Source organism: Microbacterium jejuense, from assembly GCF_039544225.1.
Lineage (GTDB): Bacteria > Actinomycetota > Actinomycetes > Actinomycetales > Microbacteriaceae > Microbacterium > Microbacterium jejuense.
On the sequence record NZ_BAABLG010000003.1, the window covers coordinates 293,958 to 308,743 of the forward strand.

General features: G+C 70.3%; 13 protein-coding genes and 2 tRNA genes. 3 read left to right on the plus strand and 12 right to left on the minus strand.

The features are described 5' to 3' along the window. Positions 1 to 56 precede the first annotated feature (56 nt). The 4 genes from ABEA46_RS05635 to ABEA46_RS05650 form a co-directional block, all read right to left on the minus strand. Positions 57 to 734 (minus strand): ATP-dependent Clp protease proteolytic subunit, encoded by a 678-nt coding sequence (locus tag ABEA46_RS05635; RefSeq protein WP_345543392.1) that lies wholly within the window; start codon positions 732 to 734, stop codon positions 57 to 59. 31 nt (positions 735 to 765) lie between these two features. Beyond that, on the minus strand, positions 766 to 1,368 hold the full coding sequence (locus ABEA46_RS05640; RefSeq protein WP_345543393.1) for an ATP-dependent Clp protease proteolytic subunit: 603 nt from the start codon (positions 1,366 to 1,368) through the stop codon (positions 766 to 768). A 167-nt stretch (positions 1,369 to 1,535) separates the two neighbouring features. Further along, positions 1,536 to 3,062 carry a trigger factor gene (gene tig / locus ABEA46_RS05645; RefSeq protein ID WP_345543394.1) on the minus strand — a complete coding sequence of 509 codons (1,527 nt, stop codon included), beginning with the start codon at positions 3,060 to 3,062 and terminating at the stop codon, positions 1,536 to 1,538. Between the two features lie 76 nt (positions 3,063 to 3,138). Next, positions 3,139 to 3,212 (minus strand) — tRNA-Pro (locus ABEA46_RS05650). 146 nt (positions 3,213 to 3,358) lie between these two features. Here ABEA46_RS05650 and ABEA46_RS05655 point away from each other — a divergent pair. Both ABEA46_RS05655 and ABEA46_RS05660 read left to right on the plus strand, forming a co-directional pair. Next, a tRNA-Gly gene (locus tag ABEA46_RS05655) sits at positions 3,359 to 3,429 on the plus strand. An 84-nt stretch (positions 3,430 to 3,513) separates the two neighbouring features. After that, complete coding sequence (locus tag ABEA46_RS05660; RefSeq protein ID WP_345543395.1) at positions 3,514 to 4,413, plus strand: alpha/beta fold hydrolase; 900 nt, start codon at positions 3,514 to 3,516, stop codon at positions 4,411 to 4,413. 14 nt (positions 4,414 to 4,427) lie between these two features. On the opposite strand, the gene ABEA46_RS05665 is transcribed toward ABEA46_RS05660, so the two are convergent. Next, positions 4,428 to 4,967, minus strand: a complete 540-nt coding sequence (locus ABEA46_RS05665) for a gamma carbonic anhydrase family protein (protein ID WP_345543396.1) — start codon at positions 4,965 to 4,967, stop codon at positions 4,428 to 4,430. Positions 4,968 to 4,983: 16 nt separating this feature from the next. After that, on the minus strand, positions 4,984 to 7,131 hold the full coding sequence (locus ABEA46_RS05670) for an acyltransferase family protein (protein ID WP_345543397.1): 2,148 nt from the start codon (positions 7,129 to 7,131) through the stop codon (positions 4,984 to 4,986). Positions 7,132 to 7,295: 164 nt separating this feature from the next. Here ABEA46_RS05670 and ABEA46_RS05675 point away from each other — a divergent pair, with 164 nt between their 5' ends. Continuing rightward, complete coding sequence (locus tag ABEA46_RS05675) at positions 7,296 to 7,778, plus strand: Dps family protein (RefSeq protein WP_345543398.1); 483 nt, start codon at positions 7,296 to 7,298, stop codon at positions 7,776 to 7,778. A 69-nt stretch (positions 7,779 to 7,847) separates the two neighbouring features. Here ABEA46_RS05675 and ABEA46_RS05680 read toward each other — a convergent pair whose 3' ends face one another. The 6 genes from ABEA46_RS05680 to ABEA46_RS05705 form a co-directional block, all read right to left on the minus strand. Beyond that, positions 7,848 to 8,531 (minus strand): response regulator transcription factor, encoded by a 684-nt coding sequence (locus tag ABEA46_RS05680; RefSeq protein WP_345543400.1) that lies wholly within the window; start codon positions 8,529 to 8,531, stop codon positions 7,848 to 7,850. 20 nt (positions 8,532 to 8,551) lie between these two features. Further along, entirely contained in the window at positions 8,552 to 9,949 is a 1,398-nt protein-coding gene (locus ABEA46_RS05685) for a sensor histidine kinase (RefSeq protein ID WP_345543401.1), read from the minus strand. Continuing rightward, on the minus strand, positions 9,930 to 11,510 hold the full coding sequence (locus ABEA46_RS05690; RefSeq protein WP_345543403.1) for a multicopper oxidase family protein: 1,581 nt from the start codon (positions 11,508 to 11,510) through the stop codon (positions 9,930 to 9,932). The genes ABEA46_RS05685 and ABEA46_RS05690 overlap by 20 nt, the downstream gene beginning before the upstream one ends. Positions 11,511 to 11,597: 87 nt before the next feature. Then, positions 11,598 to 13,112 (minus strand): amidohydrolase, encoded by a 1,515-nt coding sequence (locus ABEA46_RS05695; RefSeq protein ID WP_345543404.1) that lies wholly within the window; start codon positions 13,110 to 13,112, stop codon positions 11,598 to 11,600. After that, positions 13,109 to 13,750 (minus strand): FMN-binding negative transcriptional regulator, encoded by a 642-nt coding sequence (locus tag ABEA46_RS05700; RefSeq protein WP_345543405.1) that lies wholly within the window; start codon positions 13,748 to 13,750, stop codon positions 13,109 to 13,111. The genes ABEA46_RS05695 and ABEA46_RS05700 overlap by 4 nt, the downstream gene beginning before the upstream one ends. Before the next feature lie 35 nt (positions 13,751 to 13,785). Next, complete coding sequence (locus ABEA46_RS05705; protein WP_345543407.1) at positions 13,786 to 14,784, minus strand: Fpg/Nei family DNA glycosylase; 999 nt, start codon at positions 14,782 to 14,784, stop codon at positions 13,786 to 13,788. Positions 14,785 to 14,786 lie beyond the last annotated feature (2 nt).

Below are 14,786 nucleotides of genomic sequence, written 5' to 3' on the forward strand. Positions count from 1 at the left end.
GCCCGGAGAATCCGGGCGGCGGGGTGTCGCGGCATCCGCGCGCGTGGTCGGAGCGCCTACTTCGTGAGGGCCTGTTGCCCGCGCTTGCGGGTCGTGAGCACCTGGTCGACGAGGCCGTACACGACCGACTCCTCGGCCGAGAGGATCTTGTCGCGGTCGATGTCCTTGTTGACCTCTTCGACAGTCTTGTTCGAGTGCTTCGACAGCGTCTGCTCGAGCCACGTGCGCATACGGAGGATCTCCTGCGCCTGAATCTCGATGTCGGACGCCTGACCATGACCGGCCTCGCCCATGGCGGGCTGGTGGATCAGGATGCGGGCGTTGGGCAGCGCCAGGCGCTTGCCGGGGGCGCCGGCCGCGAGCAGCACGGCGGCCGCCGAGGCCGCCTGGCCGAGCACGACCGTCTGGATCTGCGGCGACACGTACTGCATGGTGTCGTAGATCGCCGTCATCGCCGTGAACGAGCCGCCGGGCGAGTTGATGTACATGATGATGTCGCGGTCGGGGTCCTGGGACTCGAGCACGAGCAGCTGGGCCATGACGTCGTCCGCCGAGGCGTCGTCGACCTGGACGCCCAGGAAGATGACGCGGTCCTCGAACAGCTTGTTGTACGGGTCCTGGCGCTTGTAGCCGTAGGCCGTGCGCTCCTCGAACTGCGGCAGGATGTAGCGACTGCCGGGCATCTGGAGTCCCTGAGGCGCCATCGGGGCACCGCCGAAGGTGGGGGTCAGCATTGCGGGTTCTCTCTCTTTCGCCTTCGTGCCGTCAGTCCGCCGCGCGGGCGCCGCCGTCGGTTCCGCCGCCGCCGATCACGTCGACCGCCGACTCGCGGATGTGGTCGACGAAGCCGTACTCGAGCGCCTCCTGCGCCGAGAACCAGCGATCGCGGTCGCCGTCGGCGTTGATCTGCTCGACCGACTTGCCGGTCTGCGACGCGGTGATCTCGGCGAGGCGCTTCTTCATGTCGAGGATCAGCTGCGCCTGCGTCTGGATGTCGCTCGCGGTGCCGCCGAAGCCGCCGTGCGGCTGGTGCAGCAGCACGCGCGCGTTCGGCGTGATGTAGCGCTTGCCCTTGGTGCCCGCCGTCAGCAGCAGCTGGCCCATCGAGGCCGCCATGCCGATGCCCACCGTGACGATGTCGTTCGGCACGAACTGCATCGTGTCGTAGATCGCCATGCCGGCGGTGATCGAGCCGCCCGGGGAGTTGACGTACAGGTAGATGTCCTTCTCGGAGTCCTCAGCGGCGAGCAGCAGGATCTTCGCGCAGATCTCGTTGGCGTTCTCGTCGCGCACCTCGGACCCGAGCCAGATGATGCGGTCCCTCAACAGCCTGTCGAAGACGCTCGTCGCGACAAGTGGTTCGGCCATGTGTACTCCTGATTCCGTGTCGGTGCCATCGAATCTACCGGCGCACCGCGACCGACCCGCCCGTGTTCGCCCTGGGCAGAGCGCCCCCGGACGAACAGGAGGACGGATGCCGCGGCATCCGTCCTCCTGTTCACCCCGGCCGCTTCAGCAGCGGCCGTCAGGCTGTGTCACTCGGCGTCGGCGGCCTTCTTGGCCGGAGCCTTCTTGGCGGCCGGCTTCTTGGCGGGAGCCTTCGCGGGAGCCTCGTCGGCAGCGGTCTCGTCGGCAGCGGCCTTCTTGGCCGTCGGCTTGCGGGCGGGAGCCTTCTTGGCGGGCTTGGCGGCCTCTTCGGCCTGGACCACCGCGTCGGCGTCGGCCGCGGCATCCGCGATCTCCTGCGCCTCCTCGACGACCTCTTCCTCAGCCTCGGCCTCGTCGTCCACGGCGATGAAGCCGCTCAGGTCGACCGGCTTGCCGTTCGTGTCCACGACCGTGACCTTGCCGAGCGCGACCGCGAGGGCCTTGTTCCGCGCGACCTCGCCGATGATCGCGGGAAGCTGGTTGCCCTCCTGCAGCGCGTTGACGAAGTCCTGGGGAGCCATGCCGTACTGGGCGGCCGACTGCACGAGGTACTGCGTGAGCTCGTCCTGCGAGACCTGGACGTCGACCGACTCGGCGATCTTGTCGAGCAGCATCTGCGTCTTGAACTGCTTCTCGCTGGCCTCGGCGACCTCGGCGCGGTGGACGTCGTCCTCCAGGCGGCCCTCACCCTCGAGGTGGTTGTGCACCTCGTCCTCGATCAGCTGCGGCGGGACGGGGATCTCGACCTGCTCGAGGAGGACCTCGATGAGCTTGTCGCGCGCCGCGGAGCCCTGCGTGAACGCGCCCTGCTGGCCGACGCGCTCCTTGAGGCTGTCGCGCAGCTCGGCGATCGTGTCGAACTCGCTCGCGATCTGGGCGAAGTCGTCGTCGGCCTCGGGCAGCTCGCGCTCCTTGACGGCCTTGACCGAGACCGAGACCTCGGCCTCGTCGCCGGCGTGGTCGCCGCCGACGAGCTTCGAGCGGAACGTGGTGTCCTCACCGGCGGTGAGCGAGTCGATGGCCTCGTCGATGCCCTCGAGCAGTTCGCCCGAGCCGACCTCGTACGACACGCCCTCGGCGCGGTCGATCTCGTTGCCGTCGATCGTGGCGACGAGGTCGAGCTCGACGAAGTCGCCCGACGTGGCGGGGCGGTCGACGGTCACCAGCGTGCCGAAGCGGGCACGCAGGCGGTCCAGCTCCTCGTCGATGGCGGCGTCGTCGACCTCGACGGCCCCGACCTCGACAGTGGTGCCCTCGAACGCGGGCAGGTCGAACTCGGGACGCACGTCCACCTCGACCTCGACCTCGAGGTCGCCCGAGAAGTCCTTCTCGTTCGGCCACTCGGTGACCTCGGCGGCCGGACGGCCCAGGACGCGCAGCTCGTGAGCCGAGACGGCCTCGCGGTAGAAGTTGTCGAGGCCCTCGCTGACAGCGTGCTCGAGCACCGCGACGCGGCCGATGCGCTGGTCGATGATCGGCGCGGGGACCTTGCCCTTGCGGAAACCGGGGATCTGGACGTCCTGAGCGATGTGCTCGTACGCGTGCTTGATCGACGGCTTGAGCTCGTCGGGGCTGACCGTGATGTGCAGCTTGACCCGGGTCGGGCTGAGCTTCTCGACGGTGCTGTTCACCATGCCTGTTACTTCTCCTCTATCGGACCGCGCGAACGCGCGGCGTGAAGGTCTGGGTTCGAATCTTCGGGCCGTGATGTCGGGGCGACAGGATTTGAACCTGCGACCTCCCGCTCCCAAAGCGGGCGCTCTACCAAGCTGAGCTACGCCCCGGGCGGGTCCGCACGCGTGCGTGCGCCTTTCGGCCCCGAGAAGTCTAGCCGACCCGCCCGGGCACCGCCTGCGATGCCGGTCTTGGCCGTCATGTGCCCTAGACTCATGGATGCCGCAGCCCACCGCCGCGGCATCTCCCGCAATGCGGGGCTGTAGCTTAGTGGTAAAGCCTTAGTCTTCCAAACTAATGATGCGGGTTCGATTCCCGTCAGCCCCTCCGAGCTTTCTCTCCCTCTCCCGCACCGCCCGTCTGCACGGCAGACTGGCATGGCACCGTTCGATGCCTGTGTGGGGAGCCGCAATGGACGCGTCATCGTCTGATCCCTCGGCCACGCCGAGGAAGCTGCCGCGCCGCCCGGCGTCGGCCCTCGCCGAGAAGTGGACGCGCGTCGACGGCGTCGACGTGTTCTACCGCGAGTCCCCCCACCCGCCCGCCGGCGCACGGGTTATGGCGCACGTCCACGGGTTCGGCCTCTCCGGCCGCTATCTGCTGCCCACGGCCGAGCGGCTCTCGGACGAGTTCCACACGTATGTGCCCGACCTGCCCGGGTTCGGCCGGAGCGGCAAGAGCAGAGGCATGCTCGACATCCCCGACCTCGCGCGGGCTGCGCTGCACTTCTTCGACGACCGTGAGGTCGAGAAGGCGACCCTCGTCGGGAACTCGATGGGATGCCCCGTCATCATCGAGTACGCGCACCGCTACCCCGACCGCATCGACCGGGCCGTGCTCGTCTCGCCGGCGGGTGGCATCCACAATCAACCTCTCCGGCGCGCGATCGGTCAGCTGTCGGCCGATGCGCCGCGCGAGCCGTTCAAGATGGCGACCGTCGCCGTGCCGGACTACGTGCGCTTCGGCATCCCGAGCACGATGCGCATGTTCCGGTCGCTGACGCAGTACCCGTCGCTGCAGCGGCTGCTCGAGCTGCACATCCCCACGCTGGTCGTGCTGGGGCAGCGCGACCCGCTGCTCCCCCATGCGCACCGCGTCGACGAGATCGCCCGTCAGACCGACAGCCATGTGCTGGTGGTGCTGCTGGAGGGCGCCGCACACGCGATCAACTACAGCCACCCGGGTCAGCTCGCACACGTCATCCGCGCGTTCATGGACGACCGGCCGATCGAGAACGACCCGTCGTGGCCTGGCCACGTGCGCCTGTACGAGGTGCACCGCGGCAAGCACCATCCGCCGACGAAGGGCTGAGTTCGCGGAACAGGTCAGGAGACCGAGAACGCGCCGCGGTGCTCTTCGATGTGCTGCAGGTAGTGCTCGGCGTTGCGCAGCAGGCCGGCGCGCTCCTCGTCGGTGAGCTCTCGCCGCACCTTGCCGGGGACGCCGGCGACCAGCGACCCGTCGGGGATCTCGGAGCCCTCCAGGATCACGGCGCCGCCCGCGATGAGGCATCCCGACCCGATCTTCGCGCCGTTGAGGACGACCGCGCCCATGCCGATGAGCGAGCCGTCGCCGATCGTGCAGCCGTGCACGACGGCGTTGTGACCGACCGAGACGTTCGCGCCGATGACGACGGGATGGCCCGCATCGACATGGACCGACACGTTGTCCTGCAGATTGCTGTTCGCGCCGACAGTGATGGTGTCGCCGTCGGCGCGGAGCACCGCGTTGTACCAGACGCTCGCACCGGCCCCGAGGATCACTCCCCCGACGACCCGTGCGCCTGCCGCGACGAACGACGTGGGATCGAGCTCCGGGGTCCTGCCCGCGGCGAAGAGGACCGATGCTCCCTGCGAAACCGTCATGAACACCTCGCGACCGTCATGGTGCGACCCTACCCGCCAGGGCCATCTGGATGGCCTCGGTGTACCAGGGCGCCAACGTGTCGACGAACGTCACCGTCAGGTGGTCCTGGTCGCGGTAGATGTTGGCGCCGCCCACGACCGGGGCGCACGCGTCCTCGCCGCAGAACACGTCGGTGAAGTCGAGCAGGGTCACGGAGTCCAGGCCGGTCGCGGCATCCCGCAGCGGATCGTTCTCGACGAGCACGTCCGAACGCGCACCGTCGCACTCCGCGGCGTCGCGGGTGCGCAGGCACTTGTTCGGGTCGGTCTCCCACACCGGGTTGTCGACCACGGTGACCACGGGGATGCCGCGGTCGGTGACCGTGCTCCATGCGTCGCGGTAGCCGGCGACGGCGGCATCGTGCGACGAGTCATACCCGGCGGACGAATACGGCGTGTTGGCGATCGCCGCGGTGAAGACGACGTCCAGGTCCGTGTCGTCGATGGCGCGCTGGACGCCTTCGCGCCAGTCGGTGCACGCGGCGCCGAACGCGCCGGGGGTCGACAGCGGCGTGGCGTTCCACGGGCAGGCGCCCTTGAACCAGGTGATGAGCTTCCAGCCGTTTGCCTCGGCCATGCGCTGGAACGTGGGCAGCAGCTGGTATGCGTGGCTGTCGCCGATGAGGGCTACGCGCGGCGCGTCGGGGTCGTCCGAGCCGAACTCGCACGACACGGGCCGCGAGTCGGTGAGCTGGACGAAGCACTGCGGGTCCTCGGGCCGGTCGATGCCGGCGAATCCGGGGGCCGGGAGGATCGTGTCGCCGAAGTCCGTCCCCGCGCACGAGGGATCGAGGACGGATGCCGCGCCGAAGCACTCGGGCGGGTTCTGCTGCAGTTCGGCGATGTCGCGGGTGCCCTGGTTGTACAGCGGCGCGTTGACGAACCACGCCGTCGCGGCGACCAGCGCGACGATGACCATCGCCGCGAGCGAGGACCACAGCGTGACGCGGGCCGGACGGGTCGTGAGCACCTTCCAGCCGCGCACCGGGTCCTCGACGAACCGCTTGGTGAGCCACGCCAGCACGAAACAGATGACGAGCAGGGCGACGCGGTGGTAGATGGTCAGGCCCCAGAACGGCACCGACGGCGCGATGATGATGAGCGGCCAGTGCCACAGGTACAGCGAGTACGAGATGTCGCCGACGAACTGCGCCGGACGGATCGACAGGATCCGTGTCGGGTACCACCAGCGGTCGCTGTTCGACGCCGCGATGACGGCTGCGGCACCCAGCGTGGGCAGCGCCGCCATGTAGCCCGGGAAGGGCGTCTGGCCGTCGAACGTGAAGGTCACGTAGACCAGCAGCAGGATGCCGCCCCACCCGAGGAGGAAGCTGCCGATGGCGCCGCGCACCCGCAGCATCGGCACGAGCGCGATCATGGCTCCGACGCCGAACTGCCACATGCGGCCGAACGTGACGAAGTACGCCGGCGCCGGGTTCGTGATCGTGAAGACGACGCAGAACGCGAACGAGACGACCGTCACGATGCCGAGCGCGACGAGGATCGCACGGCGCCGGGCGCCGCGGAAGAACTTCACGCCGATCCAGGCAGCCAGCAGCATGATGAGCGGCCACATCACGTAGAACTGCTCTTCCAGCGACAGCGACCAGTAGTGCTGGACGGTCGTCGGCGAGCCGGAGTGGTTGAGGTAGTCGGCCGAGTTGAGCGCCAGGTACCAGTTCTCGACATAGAACGTCGACGACAGGATCTCGCGCACCTCGTTCGGCAGCGCCGAGGTCGGCATGAGGTACGGCGACATCACGACGACCGCGCAGAACAGCAGGACGAGCAGGGATGCCGGCAGCAGGCGCCGCGCGCGACGGGCCCAGAACTGCCCGAGCTTCACGGTGCCGGTCGCGGTCATCTCGCGCATCAGATGCGACGTGATGAGGAAGCCCGAGATGACGAAGAAGATGTCGACGCCGATGTAGCCGCCGGTGATCCGCCCCGGCCAGAAGTGGTAGAGCACGACGCACAGCACGGCGATCGCGCGCAGTCCCTGCACGTGCGGCAGGAACCGGGAGGGTTCGGCGTGCTCTGGGGAGCGGTCGTGGGGCTCTCGGGCCACGGTCTTGGCGGGGGCGCCCAGATGCTGCGGTCCGAGGTCGTGATCTGCGGAAGGCACGCATCGACGTTAGCCGGTCGCGGCCGGATGCCCGCATCGGCTGCCGGAGCGCCCGCTAAGCCCAGCCTTCTCTTGCTTGCGGAATGACCACCCGTGAGTAGCGTTGCAGTCACTGGAGGACGACCGCTCGATGGGCGGCGCTCCGCACGATGGAGGCGAGAGACATGACTGACACGAAGACCGTTCCCGCAACCGCTGCGATTCCCGATGTCGCAGCCGCGACCGCACAGTTCCTCACTCCCGTGGTGCTCGGACTCCAGGCCCTCGCCGTGAACGGCAAGCAGGCCCACTGGAACGTGCGCGGGGCGAACTTCATCGCGATCCACGAGCTGCTCGACGCGGTCGTCGCCAACGCGCAGGCCGGAGCTGATCAGGCCGCCGAGCGGATCGTCGCCCTCGGGCTTCCGGTCGACGCCCGCGTCGGCACCGTCGCCGCCAAGGCGACGACGGCCGTTCCCGCCGGCTTCACGCAGTGGGACGCCCTGATCCGCAACGTCATCTCGGACATGGACGTCGTGATCCGCGACGTGCAGGACGCGATCGACGGTCTGGACGAGTTCGACCTCACCAGCCAGGACATCGCGATCGGCATCAAGGAGACGCTGGAGAAGGACCGCTGGTTCCTCTTCGCGCACCTCGCCGAGTGACGTTCAGCCGAGCCTGATCCGACGAGGGCCCCGGGATCATCCCGGGGCCCTCGTCGTGTGCCGTGCCGATCAGGCGCTCTGCAGGAACGCGAGCACGGCGAGCACGCGCCGGTGCTCGGTGCCGGACTCCTCCAGTCCGAGTTTCGCGAAGATCGCGCTGATGTTCTTCTCCACAGCGCCGACCCCGATGAACAGGCGCTCGGCGATGCTGGCGTTGCTGCGCCCCTCGGCCATGAGCGTCAACACATCGCGCTCGCGCGGCGTCAGCGTCGACAGCGGGTCGGGGCGTGCCGACAGCAGTCCCTGCACGACGAGTGGATCGAGCACGGTGCCGCGCTCGCGCACGCGGCGGACGGCGTCCGAGAACTCCTCGAGCGACGTCACGCGGTCCTTCAGGAGGTACCCGACGCCACCCTCGCCGCCCGCGAGCAGTTCGCGCGCGTACACGCCTTCAACGTACTGGCTGAGGACCAGGATCCCGACCTCCGGCAGTGCGGCACGCAGGGCGAGGGCGGCCTTGATGCCCTCGTCGCGGAACCCGGGCGGCAGGCGCACGTCGAGGATCGCGACGTCCGCGTGCGCCTGGCGCACCCTGCCGACGACATCCTCGACGTCGCCCCACGCCCCGGCCGTGACGTACCCCGCCTCGTCGAACAGCCGGACGAGACCCTCCCGCAGCAGCACGGAGTCCTCGAAGAGGACGACGCGCAGCGCATCGGGAACCTGCCGGGCGGAATGCGTCGAAGCAGCCATCCCCTCAGGATAGGGATCCGTCACGGCGCCACCGTCAGCGGGATGTGCGCGCCGACGGACGTCGGGCCGCCCACGGGGCTCTGGACGACCAGGATCCCGCGCAGGCCGGCCACGCGCTCGCGCAGGCCCTCGAGTCCGTGGCCGCTGGAGAGCACGGCTCCCCCGCGGCCGTTGTCGACCACCCATACGTCCAGGTGCGTCGGCGCGCCGGTCGTCGACCGGCGCAGCGTCGCCCGCAGTGTGGCGGCGCTGGCCCCGGCGTGCTTGACCGTGTTCGTCATGAGCTCGGCGACCACGAAGTACACGGTGCGCGCGACCTCCTGGCTGACCGCACGATCGATCGCGGGATCGACCTCGACCTGGACCCACAGCGGCGAACTCGTGGCGAGTGCGTCCAGCGCGGCGGCCAGACCGCGGTCCTGGAGCAGCGGCGGCGCGACGCCGCTCGACAGCGCGCGCAGCTCGTCCAGGGCCGCCTTGGCGTGACCACGGGCCTCGCGCGCGAGGTCGGCTGCGGCATCCGCCTCGCCGGCTTCGGCGCGACGCTCGAGAGCAGCCAGATCCATCTGCAGCCGCACAAGACGCTGCTGCGGGCCGTCGTGGATGTCGCGCTCGAGGCGGCGCAGCGCGACGTCCTCGGCGTGCACGGCCGCGCCGCGTGCCGCGGCCTCGGCCCGCACCTCGGCGGCCAGCTCGTCGGACTTCCAGCGCCCCAGCATCCCGGTCGCGACGGCGTGATGGCCACGGGCGAGCCCGCCCAGCACCCAGGGCATCGTGAAGGTGAACACGACGCCGGCGACCAGGTACAGCACGATCTCAACGGCGTTGGCGTCCCATCCGCCGAACAGCCACGGCATGGCACCGGACACGTACTGCCCCCAGTCGCCGTTCTCGGCGCCGCTGGGCAGGAACATCCCCCAGAACCAGTACGTCAGGCCGCCGAGGCCGACGCTCAGCCAGACTGTCGTGATCACGAACGAGATGGTGCTGATGATCGGCGTGACGATCATGCCGTGCACGAGATAGACCCAGTAGTGCGCATTGCGCACCGGACGGGTGAGCGTCGCCCAGAAGCCGGTGCTGGTGGGGGCGTCGCGGTTCCACTCCGGCTCGGCGATCCGGGGAAGGCCGGTCAGCTGCAGCATGAAGCGGTCGGCGACGCCGAGGCCGCGTGCGATGAGCAGGGTCAGCACCATCAGCGGCAGGCCGATCACCAGGATCAGCAGGCCGACGCTCGTCCAGAACAGCGAGGCCAGCAGGCTGATCGAGATCATCGCGAGCACGAACACCGCGAGCAGGTACAGGGCGCTGCCGGGGGTGTGCAGCCAGGCCCGTCCGTACGATGCCCAGAACCCGGTGGCGGGTTCGCGGGCGGCGTCGGGCCGCGGCTGCGACAGGTCAGTGGTCGTTGTGGTCATCGGTTTCTCCCTCGGGGCGAGTCAGGGCGGGCTGCTGGCCCGGCTCGACGACCAGGAACTGTCCCATCATGCCCTGGTCCTCGTGCCACAGCAGGTGGCAGTGGTACATGTACGGGGTCGTCGGATCGGCATAGTCGTCGAACCGGACCAGCAGGCGGTATTCGCGGTCCGCTGCGAGCGCGATCGTGTCCTTGTACCCCGCGAGCCGCGCCGGCGGCGGCGACCCGTCGATGCTGAGGATGCGGTACTGCATGTCGTGCACGTGGAACGAGTGCGGCAGCGGGTTGTCGTTGCGGACGGTCCAGATCTCGCTCGTTCCCACCGTGGCGACCACATCGGCGCGCCCGAGGTCCATCTCCTTGTCATTGATGTCGTGCCCCGACATCACGAATGTGCGCTCGGCGACGGCTCCCGTCGGGTCCGGCGCGGGGACGTCAGCCAGGTGGACGGGCACGTCGGGCGAAGGGGCGAGGGCCCCCGCGGCCCGCAGCTCCAGCACGTCGAAGGCCGCCGAGCCGGCGTGCAGCGCGGGATCGGGCGCGTTCGAGCGCAGGGCGATCCGCTCGCCCGGTGAGAGCGTCACGACGATCTCGGCGCGTTCCCCGGGCGACAGCGGGATGTCGGTCGACGTCACGGGTGCCTCGAGCAACCCGCCGTCGGTGCCGATGAGGTCGAACTCGCGTCCGTCCGCGAAGGCGAAGTCGTACATGCGCGCGCTCGAGCCGTTCAGCAGGCGCAGACGCACCTTCTCGGTGGTGACGTCGAGATACGGGGCGACGGTGCCGTTGACGAGGATCGTGTCGCCGAGCACGCCGTCGAACTGCATGCTCAGGCCGCCGGCGAACGAGCCGTCGGCGTCGAACGAGCGGTCCTGCACGATCAGCGGGAAGTCGTCGACGCCGTAGTCCCTCGGCAGCGCCAGCGCCGCCTCCTCGTCGTCGCGCACGAGGAACATCCCGGCCAGCCCCGCGTCGACCTGCTCGCGTGTGCGGCCGTGGAGGTGCGGGTGGTACCAGAGCGTCGCGGCCGGCTGGTCGACCTTCCACGTCGGCTGCCACAGCGCGCCCGCAGCGATCGGCGTATGCGGACCCCCGTCCATCGCGGCCGGCAGGTGCATGCCGTGCCAGTGGACGGTCGTCGTGGCAGGCAGATCATTGGTGACGTCGACGCGCACCTGCTCGCCGCGCTGAGCGACCAGGGTCGGTCCGAGGTACGAGCCGTCGTAGCCGAGCGTGGGCGTGTCGCCCTGCGGCACGAACGATGTGCGTCCTTCGGCGGCGGTCAGCGAGAACACGCGCACGCCGTCTTCGATGTGCGACGGCGCGAGCGGCGGCACGGCCACGGGGTTCTCGAAGCCGACGCTGCCGGCGGCGGGCGGCGCCGGCCGGACCGCGTTCGTGGCGAACCACACCGCCGCTGCACCGATGAGCAGCGCGAGCACCGCCAGCGGGGCCACGATGAGCCCGATGACGAGACCGCGGCGGCGCCGTCGGCGCGGTGGCGCCGGCGCAGCCGGCATCGCCCCGGGAGGGGCCGGAGGCGGGGGCACGTCGGAAGTCATGCCTCCAGCCTCGCGGCGACGCCGGTGCGACGGCATCCGACCCTCTCCCGAACCGGTACGGGGGCAGACCCCCGTACCGGCGGAGGGTCACGCCACGTGCGTCAGCCGGCCCGCCACGAGCGTCGCGGCCACGCGCATGCCGCGCAGTGCCGCCTCGTCGGCCGCGAGCGGGTCGTGCGCGCAGACCACCAGGTCGGCCACATCGCCCGGTTCGACGCGGGCGGGCACCGCGGATCCGTCTCGGGTGGATGCCGCGAGCGCCGTCGCCGCATCGACCCGCTGCTGCGGCTGCCAGGGTTCGCGCCCGTCGCGCGTGCGGAACACCGCCGACGCCATCGCCACCCACGGATCCAGCGGTGCCACGGGCGCGTCGGAGCCGAACAGCAGGTTCGCGCCGGTGTCGGCGAGCGTGCGCAGCGGGTACGGCTGCGCGGTCTGGCCGGCCCATACGGTGTCGGTCAGGTCGCGGTCGTCGAGGGCGTGCTCGGGCTGGACGCTCGCGCCGATGCCGAGCCGCGCGAACCGCGGGATGTCGGCGTGCGCGACGAGCTGGGCGTGCTCGATCGTCCCCCACGCACCGGTCGCCGCGAACGCATCGAGCGCATGGGAGTTGGCCACGTCGCCGATCGCATGGATCGCCGACGCGATGCCCGCGCCGGTCGCGCGGGTCATCAGGTCGACCAGCGTCGCGGCATCGACGGTGAGCAGGCCGTGGTTGTGCGGGTCTCCCGGGTACGCGTGTGAGCACGCGGCGGTGCGTGTGCCGAGCGATCCGTCGGTGATCACCTTCAGCGGTCCGACGCGGACGAGAGGGGATGCCGCCGGCGCGGGCCCGTTCACGGCATCGCCGGTCTGCAGCCCCTGCGCGACGGCGCGATCCAGGAACTCCGGGTAGATGCCGTACGAGACGCGCAGCGCGTCGAATCCGGCGGCCAGGCGGCGAGTCCAGGCCTCGTGGTTCCACGCCATGTCGAAGTCGACGAGGCCCACGACGCCTCGGGCGGCGGCATCCTGCGCCATCCGCGTCACGAGCGGGTCGGAGACCGACACGTCGACGGCGTTGAGCCGCCGCGAGATCTCGAACGCGGGCTCCTCACGGAGCACGCCGATGCCGTCGGGCTCGATTCCCTCACGCCGCAGTGCCGCCGAGTTGAGCCACACGCTGTGCACGTCGGCGTTGATGAGGTACGTCGGCACCCCACCGGTGGCGGCATCGAGCACCGCGAGGTCAGGGGCATCGGGCCAGAAGGCGTCGCGGAAACCGCTGCCGACGAGGCGTCCGTCGCCGAGCGGCGCCGCGTCGGCCATGAGCGCGGCGGCGTGCGCGGCAGAGGTCGCGCCGCCCAACGGCACGCGCTGCGCGGACAGCGCCCATTGCACGACATGCACGTGGTGGTCCCACAGGCCCGGGATCACCCAGCCGCCGTCGGCATCGAGCACCGCGCCCCGCCGCGGCAGGGCGCCCGCCGGGGCGATGTCGGCCACGAGCCCTTCGGCGAGATGGAGGTCGACGACGTCGTCGCCGAACGGGTCGGTGCGTTCGGCCCCGGTCAGGCGGGCGTTCGCGATGACATCGGGGGCATCGCCGCGCGCCGTCGTCACCGGGCGGCCTTGCGGGTCTCGAAGTCGCGCCGCATCTCGTCGGGCAGACGCGGGTCGGCGTACGGGCCGCTGCCGGCACGGAGCGCGGCGATCACGGTCTCGACGACCTCGTCGGGCTTGTTCTGGCTGAGCTTGCGCTTGCCGACCACCCGGGTCGGCGTCAGCCGGAACCCGACGGTGCCCCGCTCGAGCCGTCGCACGAAGTCGGGATCGTTCGGCGGCTGCCACATCAGCCGGGGCTGCGGCATCCCGCTCTCGAACCGCGCGACGAGCCGCTCGAGGACCTCGAGGTTCTCTTCGGGCGTCAGGATCTCGGGGATGCCGCTCAGGTGCGCCGACACGAAGTTCCAGGTCGGCACGCTCTGCACGTCGCCGTACCAGCCCGGCGAGACGTAGCCATGGGGGCCTTGCACCACCACGAGCAGCTCGTGCTCGCCGAGTCCGTGGACGAGGTCGTCGGGCTTGCCGACGTGTCCCACGATCGTGAGGTCGTCGCGGCCCTCGTCGAGCAGCACCGCGTAGTGCGACGCGACCAGCCCCTGGTCGGTCGCGCTCACGATCGTCACCCACGGGTTCAGGTCGATCAGCCGGCGGATCTCGCCGACGTCGGTCATCGCGAAGCTCGGGTTCTGGCGCATGCGCTCAGCCTAGGCGCGCGGGGAAGGACGCCGGATCATGCCTGGCACGAGGGGCACCAGTAGAGCTTGCGCCCCGCCGCCTCCTCGACGACGATCGCCGTGCCGCACACCCGGCAGGGCAGACCGGCGCGGTGGTAGACCCAGTGCCGGTCGTCGCGGCTCGCCATCGCCGCGCGGTACGCAGCGGGGTCGAGGTCGTCCATGGTCATCATCTGACCGGTCTCGACGCCGATCGCGAGCAGCCGCACCCAGTCGCGCCACAGGTCGCGCACGACCTCCTCGGGCACGTCGCGCCCAGGCGTGTGCGGGTTCTGGCGTGCGCGGAACAGCAGCTCGGCTCGGTAGACGTTGCCGATGCCGCTCACGACGTTCTGATCCATGAGCAGCAGCCCGATCGCCGTCGGCTTGCGTCGCACCACCGAGGTGAAGCGCTCCTCGCCCTCGGTGACGTCGTCGACGAGCGGGTCGGGGCCGAGCTTCGCGATCGTGGCGGCGACCTCGTCGGGGGTCTGCAGCTCGCAGGCCGTCGGTCCGCGCAGGTCCGCGCATGTCACGTCCGTGAGCAGGCGCAGGCGCACCTGGCCGACCACCGGAGGCGGCCATTCGTCGCCCTCGTCGGCGAGGCCGGTCGTCTGCTCCGACATGCGGACATGCACACGTGCGCGGCGTGGAGCCCCGATCGAGGTGAGCGAGTTCTCACCGGCGGCGTCGAGGATAGGGTCGCCCAGGTCGGTGCCGCGCTGGTTCGTCTGCCCCATCCGGCCGTTCGCGGACGCGATGGTCGGGTCGACGAGGATCTCGCCGGCGAAGTCCCACGCGCCGTACATCCCGAGGTGCACGCGCAGCCACAGGTCGTCGTCGAACTCGAGGAACATCTGCTTGCCGACAGCGCGCACGTCGGTCGCCGTACGGCCGCTCAGGACCGCCGCGCCCTCGGCGAATCGACCCTGCGGGCTGGAGGCGACGACCTGGCGCCCCACGAAGTTGCGGTCGAACTGACGCGCGATGCGGTGGACGGAATGGCCCTCGGGCACCG

Bases quoted from the DNA above. Each gene is read 5' to 3' on its own strand.
- ABEA46_RS05700 (WP_345543405.1), bottom strand. From the start codon at position 13,750: ATGCGCCAGAACCCGAGCTTCGCGATGACCGACGTCGGCGAGATCCGC.
- tig (WP_345543394.1), bottom strand. From the start codon at position 3,062: ATGGTGAACAGCACCGTCGAGAAGCTCAGCCCGACCCGGGTCAAGCTG.
- ABEA46_RS05685 (WP_345543401.1), bottom strand. From the start codon at position 9,949: ATGACCACAACGACCACTGACCTGTCGCAGCCGCGGCCCGACGCCGCC.
- ABEA46_RS05640 (WP_345543393.1), bottom strand. From the start codon at position 1,368: ATGGCCGAACCACTTGTCGCGACGAGCGTCTTCGACAGGCTGTTGAGG.
- ABEA46_RS05665 (WP_345543396.1), bottom strand. From the start codon at position 4,967: ATGACGGTTTCGCAGGGAGCATCGGTCCTCTTCGCCGCGGGCAGGACC.
- ABEA46_RS05690 (WP_345543403.1), bottom strand. From the start codon at position 11,510: ATGACTTCCGACGTGCCCCCGCCTCCGGCCCCTCCCGGGGCGATGCCG.
- ABEA46_RS05635 (WP_345543392.1), bottom strand. From the start codon at position 734: ATGCTGACCCCCACCTTCGGCGGTGCCCCGATGGCGCCTCAGGGACTC.
- ABEA46_RS05675 (WP_345543398.1), top strand. From the start codon at position 7,296: ATGACTGACACGAAGACCGTTCCCGCAACCGCTGCGATTCCCGATGTC.
- ABEA46_RS05680 (WP_345543400.1), bottom strand. From the start codon at position 8,531: ATGGCTGCTTCGACGCATTCCGCCCGGCAGGTTCCCGATGCGCTGCGC.
- ABEA46_RS05660 (WP_345543395.1), top strand. From the start codon at position 3,514: ATGGACGCGTCATCGTCTGATCCCTCGGCCACGCCGAGGAAGCTGCCG.